General features: G+C 74.3%; 6 protein-coding genes. 1 reads left to right on the forward strand and 5 read right to left on the reverse strand.

Going from position 1 to position 7,137, the window contains the following annotated elements; translation table 11 throughout:
* Positions 1 to 108: 108 nt before the first annotated feature.
* A complete protein-coding gene (locus tag ABZW03_RS33805; protein ID WP_355267039.1) occupies positions 109 to 933 on the forward strand; it encodes an HAD family hydrolase in 825 nt (274 codons plus the stop codon).
* A 13-nt stretch (positions 934 to 946) separates the two neighbouring features.
* On the opposite strand, the gene ABZW03_RS33810 is transcribed toward ABZW03_RS33805, so the two are convergent.
* The 5 genes from ABZW03_RS33810 to pstC form a co-directional block, all read right to left on the reverse strand.
* Complete coding sequence (locus tag ABZW03_RS33810; protein WP_355267042.1) at positions 947 to 1,858, reverse strand: phosphate ABC transporter ATP-binding protein; 912 nt, start codon at positions 1,856 to 1,858, stop codon at positions 947 to 949.
* Between the two features lie 23 nt (positions 1,859 to 1,881).
* The gene (locus ABZW03_RS33815) at positions 1,882 to 2,793 is read right to left on the reverse strand and encodes a class E sortase (protein WP_355267045.1); all 912 of its coding nucleotides are present in this window, start codon (positions 2,791 to 2,793) and stop codon (positions 1,882 to 1,884) included.
* Positions 2,790 to 4,610, reverse strand: a complete 1,821-nt coding sequence (locus ABZW03_RS33820; RefSeq protein WP_355267048.1) for a phosphate ABC transporter substrate-binding protein PstS — start codon at positions 4,608 to 4,610, stop codon at positions 2,790 to 2,792. The genes ABZW03_RS33815 and ABZW03_RS33820 overlap by 4 nt, the downstream gene beginning before the upstream one ends.
* A 38-nt stretch (positions 4,611 to 4,648) precedes the next feature.
* On the reverse strand, positions 4,649 to 5,887 hold the full coding sequence (gene pstA / locus ABZW03_RS33825) for a phosphate ABC transporter permease PstA (RefSeq protein WP_355267051.1): 1,239 nt from the start codon (positions 5,885 to 5,887) through the stop codon (positions 4,649 to 4,651).
* Between the two features lie 64 nt (positions 5,888 to 5,951).
* Positions 5,952 to 6,983, reverse strand: coding sequence for a phosphate ABC transporter permease subunit PstC (gene pstC / locus ABZW03_RS33830; RefSeq protein ID WP_355267054.1), 1,032 nt, complete (start codon positions 6,981 to 6,983; stop codon positions 5,952 to 5,954).
* Positions 6,984 to 7,137 lie beyond the last annotated feature (154 nt).

A 7,137-nucleotide genomic window follows, 5' to 3' on the forward strand; every position in this document is an offset into this window, starting at 1 on the left:
TCCACCCCGGCCGGGACGGCGGGCAGCGTGGTCGCGTAGTCGTGGTACATCACGCCCACGCGGCACCGCAGCGGTGCCCCGGCCGCGCCGATGGGCGAAGATGGACCGGTGACCGAACCCCGTACCGCGCCCCGCCTCATCGCCACCGACCTGGACGGCACCCTGCTCTGCTCCGGCGGCACCGTCACCGACCGCACCGCCGCGGCGCTGGCGGCGGCCGAGGCGGCCGGGGTGCAGGTGGTGTTCGTGACCGGGCGGCCGCCGCGCTGGATGCAGCAGGTGAGCCCGCACATCGGCGGCCACGGGGTGGCGATCTGCTCGAACGGCGCCGCGGTGGTGGACGTGCGGCGCGGCGAGCTGCTGGAGACCTTCCCGCTGCCGGTGGAGACCACCCTGGCGGTGGTCGAGGCGCTGCGGGCCAAGCTGCCCGGCACCGCGTTCGCCTTCGAGCACCCGGGGGGCTGGGCCCGCGAGGCCGGCTACGCGGTGCCGATGTGGGGCGACGAGCTGGAGCACGCGGTCGGCCCGGCGGAGGAGCTGCTGGGGGCCGGCGGGCCGGTCCGGGGCCTGTTCAAGCTGCTGGCCAAGCACCCGGACCTCGACCCGGACAAGTTCCTCGCCGAGGCCCGGGAGGCGGCCGGGCACCTGGCCGAGATCACCCGCTCCGCGGCGATCCCGCTGCTGGAGATCAGCGCGCCCGGCGTCACCAAGGCCAGCTCGCTGGCCCGCTGGTGCGCCGGGCGCGGGATCGACCGGAGCGAGGTGGTGGCCTTCGGCGACATGCCGAACGACCTGGAGATGCTGGCCTGGGCCGGCACCGCGTACGCCGTCGCCAACGCGCACCCGCAGGTGCTGGCGGCGGTGCCGCTGCACACCGTGAGCAACGAGCAGGACGGCGTCGCGGCGGTGCTGGAGGAGCTGCTCGGCCGCTGAGGCCGAGGTCTCGCTACCCGAAGCGGCCGTTGACGTAGTCCGAGGTCCGCTGGTCGCGCGGGCTGCCGAAGACCTGCTCGGTCGGCCCGGCCTCGACGATCCGCCCCGGGGTGTCGTGGGTGGCCAGGAAGAACGCGCAGGTCTGCGAGACGCGCTGGGCCTGCTGCATGTTGTGGGTGACGATCACGATGGTGAGCCGCCCGCGCAGCTCGGCGATGGTCTCCTCGACCCGCCGGGTGGACGTCGGGTCGAGCGCGGAGCACGGCTCGTCCATCAGCAGGACGTCCGGCGAGACGGCCAACGACCGTGCGATGCACAGCCGTTGCTGCTGGCCGCCGGAGAGCGCCCCGCCCGGGGTGTGCAGCCGGGTGGAGACCTCGTCCCAGAGCCCGGCCCGGCGCAGGCTGGTCTCCACCAGGTGCTGGCGCTCCTCCCTGGACACCTTGATCCCGGCCAGCTTGAGCCCGCTGGAGACGTTGTCCTGGATGGACATCGCCGGGAACGGGTTGGGCCGCTGGAACACCATGCCGATCCGGCGCCGCACCTCGGCGGGCCGGCGCCCGGGCCGGTAGACGTCGTCCCCGTCCAGCAGCACCTCGCCGGCGAGGGCGGCGCCGCGCACCATCTCGTGCATCCGGTTGAGGATCCGCAGGTAGGTGGACTTGCCGCAGCCGGACGGGCCGATCAGCGCGGTGACCTCGCCGGCCGGCATCGCCAGGGAGACCCGCTCCAGCACCTTGCGGCTGCCGAACCAGGCGGAGACGTCCCGGGTCGCCAGCCCGGCGAGCGGCTCGCCGCCGGGGCCGGGGCGGCCGTCCGCCGGCCGCCCGCCGGCGGACGGGGCGGGGGCGGCGGCGGGGAGGGTGAGGGTGTCGGCCGCCGAGGGGTCGGCCGGCGGGGTGTCGGTCAGTGGTGCGTCGGTCATCGGAACGGTCCTCCGGGCGCGCGTCAGTAGAGGTTGGGCAGCAGGGCGGCGGCGTTCTCGTAGACCGCCCAGAGCAGCGCGCCGACCACCGGCGCGAGGCTCAGGTACGCGGCCGAGCGCCGCCAGTACCGGGCCAGCACCAGGGCGCCGGCCACCGCGCCGAGCAGGCCGAGCGACCACAGCTGGAGCGTGGCCAGCGCGCCCTTGTCCGCGGCCAGCGCCTTGTCGTACGGGACGGTCGCGGGCCGGCCGCCGGGGTTCCGCGCCGGCTCGCCCTCCAGCCGGGCGCCGATCACCACGGTGGAGCCGGGGATCCAGTCGGAGTCGCCGGTGACCAGCACCATCCGGTTGCGGGCCGGGTCGGCGATCGGGTGGTCGCCGTCGCCGTACGCGTTGACGGTGTAGGTGAACTTCCCCTGGCCGGTGGTGGCTTCGATCCGGTCGCCGACCCGGAGCCGGGACAGCTCGGCGAACGGCGCGCCGAAGGTGGCGCCGCGGCCGAAGACCACGGCGACCCCGCGCTGGCCGGGCAGCGCGGTGTCCCGGCGGTGGCCGGGGCCGCGCATCAGGTCCCGGCCGGTGGTGCCCTCGACCACCACGGCCTGGTGCAGGCCGATCGCCGGGATGTCCAGCAGCGCCACCGGGGCGCCGTCGGCGGCCGCGCCGGTCGGGGCGACCGCCCGGGCCAGCTGGTCGCGGAAGGTCTTGTACCCGGTGGACTGGTAGTGCTTCTGCTGGACGTGCGAGAGCGTGAACAGGTACCCGACGAAGCCGAGCACCAGCGCGGCCGCCAGGCTGACCGCCCAGGCGCCCTGGAGGAACCGCCGCCGCCCGGGGGAGACGGCCGGCCGGGCCGCGGCGGCGGGCGCGGCCGGGGCCGCCGGGCCCGCCGGAGCGGCGGGCGCCGCCGGCTTCTCCAGCACCGGGGCGGTCACGAGGCACCGCCCGAGCCGTTGCGGCGGCGCAGCAGCCGGCGGCCGAGCAGCGGCGGGACGAGCACCACCGCGAGCAGTTCCAGCGCGGTGAGCGAGGACAGCGTCCAGTCCTCGGGCCTGCCGCTGACCTCGACCACGTCGGCCGCCACCTCGGTGGCACCGCCGCGGCCGCGGGCGACCACCTGGCCGGTCTGCGGGTCGACCACGTCCTCGGCGCCGTCGCCGGCACCGGGCGCGTTCGGGTCACCGGCGGCCGCACCGCCGGCGGCGTTCGGGTCGCCGGCCCCGCCGGCCGCGCCCGCGCCGCCCGTACCGGTGCCGCCCGCGGCGCCGCCGGAGCCGGTGCCGCCCCCTGTGCCCCCGGACCCGCCGCCGGTGCCGCCGGAACCGCCCGCCGCACCGCCGGAACCGCCGGCCGCGCCGCCCGAACCGCCCGCGCCCGCACCGGTCTTGACCGGCTGGCCGTTCTGCACGGTGCAGTCCAGCGGGGAGCCCGCCTTGTCGCAGGGGCTGGGCATCGGGGCGTTCTTGAGGACGGTCAGCTCCCCGGCCGCGTTGAAGGTCGGGTTGGCGCAGTTGGAGAGGGTGTTCGGGTCGACCGGGCTGGCGTTGCCCGGGATGGACCTGGTCTGCAGCAGGCCGCCGCGGACCAGGCCGCGCGGGATCGGCGAGTAGCCGAGGTCGTCCGCCTTGCCCTGGCCCTCGCACAGGACGTAGGAGAGGAAGCGGCTGAGCGCGGAGCCCTTGTCGTTGTTGAAGCGCGGCGGCGGCGGGTTGGCGGCCCCGGCGCGCGGCACGATCAGGTAGCTGTAGCTGGAGATCGGGTACGCGCGCGGGTCGTTCATGGTGTAGACGCCGTCGAGGTTCTGCTGCAGGTAGTTCGGGTCGTTCGCCGGGGTGTCGTCGTCCACGCCGCGGATCTTGGCCGCGGTGAGCGCGACGGCGACGTTGGAGGCGGTCGGCAGCGCGTAGTAGCCGGCCGCGTTGAGCACCTTCACGACCGGCCAGTTGCTGCGCTTGGCGAAGGCGTACTCGTCGTAGCCGATGGTGCCGACGTTGCCCGGGGACTTGATGTAGCCGGCCACCACGTCGGAACCGTTCTGCGCGACCATCCGGCCGGACGGCGGGAAGAACTCGGTGTAGTCGCCGCAGCTCACCCCATTGACCGAGGTGCAGTAGGCGTCCCACTGGGCCTTGTGGGTGTGCGACATCCAGCGGGTGAACTGCGCGGTGGCGCCGGAGCCGTCGGAGCGGATCACCGGGGTGATCTGCAGGTTGGGCAGCGCCTTGCCGTAGTCGGCGGCGATCTTCGGGTCGTTCCAGTTGGTGATCTTGCCGGTGAAGATGTCCACCACGGTCTGCGGGGACAGCCGCAGGTCCCGGACCTGCTTGCCGCCGACGACCAGGTTGTACATGAAGGTGGTGCCACCCGCGGTGATCGGCACGTAGGAGAAGCCGTAGACCGGGTTCTCCCGGTCGCCGCCGCCGTTCGCGTGGCCGGACTGCCCGAGGCCGGTGTCCGGCGTGGAGCGGAACGGCACGTCGGAGGCGGTGAAGTCGTCCTGCCCGATCGACCACTGGGTGCGGCCGGCCGCCGAGCCGACCGGGTTGAAGTTGATCTGGATGCCCTGCGGGGACACGTCCTGCCGCCACTGGTCGATCGCGGGGCCGGCCCAGCTGGAGCCGTCCGCGCTCAGCGAGACGGAGGCCGCGTGGGCCGGGGTCTGCCCGATCAGCAGGGAGGCCGTGGCGAGCGACAGGGACATCGCCCCTGCCAGCAGCCGGGCCATGGAGCGCCTTGCGGCCTCCCGGAACATGGGAACTCCTCGGGTACGGAGGGTGGTTGGGCGGGACATCAGTTCTGCGCCCGCGGCCGGAGGCGGTACGGGCGGGCGGGCGCGCCGACGGCGGCGGTCTCCAGGCGGCGGGCGTCCCGGTCGATCCGGCGCTTCTGGGCCCGGGTCAGCTGCCCGGGCCGGCGGCCGCCGAGCACGCGCGCGGTGACGAAGAGGACCAGCACGATGACCATCAGGGTCAGGGCGGCCGCGAAGCCGCGCGCGATCATGTTCTCGTACGGCTGCTTGACGTAGTTCCAGATGTAGAGCGGCAGCGAGACCTGGTGCCCCTCGAAGGGGTTGCCGTTGAACTGCGAGGTGAAGCCGGAGGTGAGCAGCACCGGCGAGGTCTCGCCGACGCCGCGGGCCATGCCGAGCACCACGGCGGTCACCAGACCGGGCCGGGCGGTGGGCAGCACCACGTTCCACACCGTGCGCCACTGGCTGCCGCCGAGCGCGTACGAGGCCTCGCGCAGGGTGCCGGGCACCAGCCGGATCACCACCTCGGCGGCCCGGGTGACGATCGGCATCATCATCACGGTGAGCGCGAGCGAGGCCGCGAAGCCGCTCTTCTCGAAGCCGAAGGTGATGATCACGACGCCGAGGATGAACAGGCCGGCCACGATGGAGGGCAGCGCCGTCATCGCCTCGACCAGGGTGCGCACCGGGCGGGCCAGCCGGCCGCCGACCTCGGACATGAAGACGGCCGCCGCGATGCCCAGCGGAACGGCGAACAGCGTGGCCAGGCCGAGCTGTTCGAGCGATCCGACGATCGCGTTGAGCGCGCCGCCGGAGGTGAGCGGGTCGAGCGGGCCGGTGTGCTCCATCGACTCGGTGAAGAAGTTGAGGTGCTGGGCCGCCTGCCAGCCGCGGCTGGCCACGTAGCCGATCTGGTCGGCGATCAGCGCGACCACCAGCAGCCCGGAGCTCCAGGCGAGCACGGCGACCAGCCGGTCGCGCACCATCATCGGGTCCCACTGGAGCCGGCCGAGCAGGACGTAGCCGGCCAGGAAGAGCAGGTACCAGCAGACCAGGAAGCCGAAGGCGCCGCTGAACGGCAGCACCCGCTCGTACAGCACCCAGTCCAGCGCGAGCGAGCCGGCCGCGGCGCCCGCCACGGTGAGGACGTCATCGCGGGTGACGCCGCCGATCCGGAGCTTCCTCTCGGGGGCCGGGGCGGCGGCCGCGGCGGGGCCGGCGGGCGCGGGCCCGCCGGCGGGCCCCGGGGCCGTGACCGGCGGCAGGTCGAGCGTGGTCATCGGATGGTCCCTTCACGGTTCGGGCGGCGGCTCGCCCAGCGGGCGGATCGGGGGTGCGTCATGCTCAGTCCGCCGTCGTGGCGCCGGAGCGCGAGCGGTTGATGACGACCCCGGCCAGCACGTTGACCAGCAGGGTGAGCGCGAACAGCACCAGGCCGGCGGCCATCAGCGCGGAGAGCGACAGCGGGTCCGACTCGCCGAAGCGCAGCGCGATCAGCGCGGAGATCGAGTTGGCGCCGTTCTCCAGGACGTGGGTGATGGCCTTGAAGCTCGGCGAGATGATCAGCGCGACGGCGATGGTCTCGCCCATCGCGCGGCCGAAGCCCAGCATCACGGCGCCGATGACGCCGCCCCGGCCGAACGGCAGAACGACGGCGCGGACCATCCCCCAGCGGGTGGAGCCCAGCGCGTACGCGCCCTCCCGCTCGCCCTGCGGGGCCTGGGAGAAGACCTCCCGGCTGAGCGAGGTGACGATCGGGATGATCATCAGCGAGACCACCACGCCGGCGATGAAGGTCGAGGAGGTGTACGAGGTGGCGATGTCCCCGATGCGCACCTTGAGGAAGGGGAGGGTGTCGCCCAGGTGGTTGGCCGTCCAGCGGACGAAGCCGATGATCCGCGGCTGGAGGAAGAACAGGCCCCACAGGCCGTAGACGATGCTGGGGATCGCCGCCATCAGGTCGACCAGCGATATCAGCGCGGCGCGCAGCCGCACCGGCGCGTACTCGGAGATGAAGATCGCGGTGCCGAGCGCCACCGGGACGGCGATGACCAGCGCGATCACCGCGATCAGCAGGCCGTTGGGCAGGACGGCGGCGATGCCGAAGTTGTGGGCGGCGGTCTGCCACTTCTGCTCGGTCAGGAAGGACCAGCCGACGGCGCGCAGCGCGTCGGTGCCGCGCAGGACCAGGAAGAAGGCGATCAGTCCCATGATCGCGAAGACCGAGAGGCCGGCCAGTCGCAGCACGCCGCGGAACACCCGGTCGCCCGGGGTCGCGGGGGCGGTGATGGTGCGCGGGACGTCCTGGTCGGGCCCGTGCTCGGGTTGGCGCGGCGCCCCGGCGTACGGTGCCGCGGGCTCGGCGGCGGATGTCATGGTGTGCTCTCCGTGCTCGGGAACGGGCGTGCTCGGTGCGGGTCCGGGGCGCTGCCTCGGCGGGCGGAACGGGCGGAACGGGCGGTAGGACGGGCGGTCGCGGTGGGCGCGACGGCCGGGGTGAAGCGCTCGGCGGGGCCGGAACGGCGGCCCC

Origin of the sequence: Kitasatospora sp. NPDC004799, from assembly GCF_040609095.1 — a bacterium.
Classification (GTDB): Bacteria; Actinomycetota; Actinomycetes; order Streptomycetales; family Streptomycetaceae; genus Kitasatospora.

What these genes read in the sequence shown, in the direction of transcription:
- ABZW03_RS33810 (WP_355267042.1), bottom strand. Translation starts at nt 1,858, where the DNA reads ATGACCGACGCACCACTGACCGACACCCCGCCGGCCGACCCCTCGGCG.
- ABZW03_RS33820 (WP_355267048.1), bottom strand. Translation starts at nt 4,610, where the DNA reads ATGTTCCGGGAGGCCGCAAGGCGCTCCATGGCCCGGCTGCTGGCAGGG.
- pstA (WP_355267051.1), bottom strand. Translation starts at nt 5,887, where the DNA reads ATGACCACGCTCGACCTGCCGCCGGTCACGGCCCCGGGGCCCGCCGGC.
- pstC (WP_355267054.1), bottom strand. Translation starts at nt 6,983, where the DNA reads ATGACATCCGCCGCCGAGCCCGCGGCACCGTACGCCGGGGCGCCGCGC.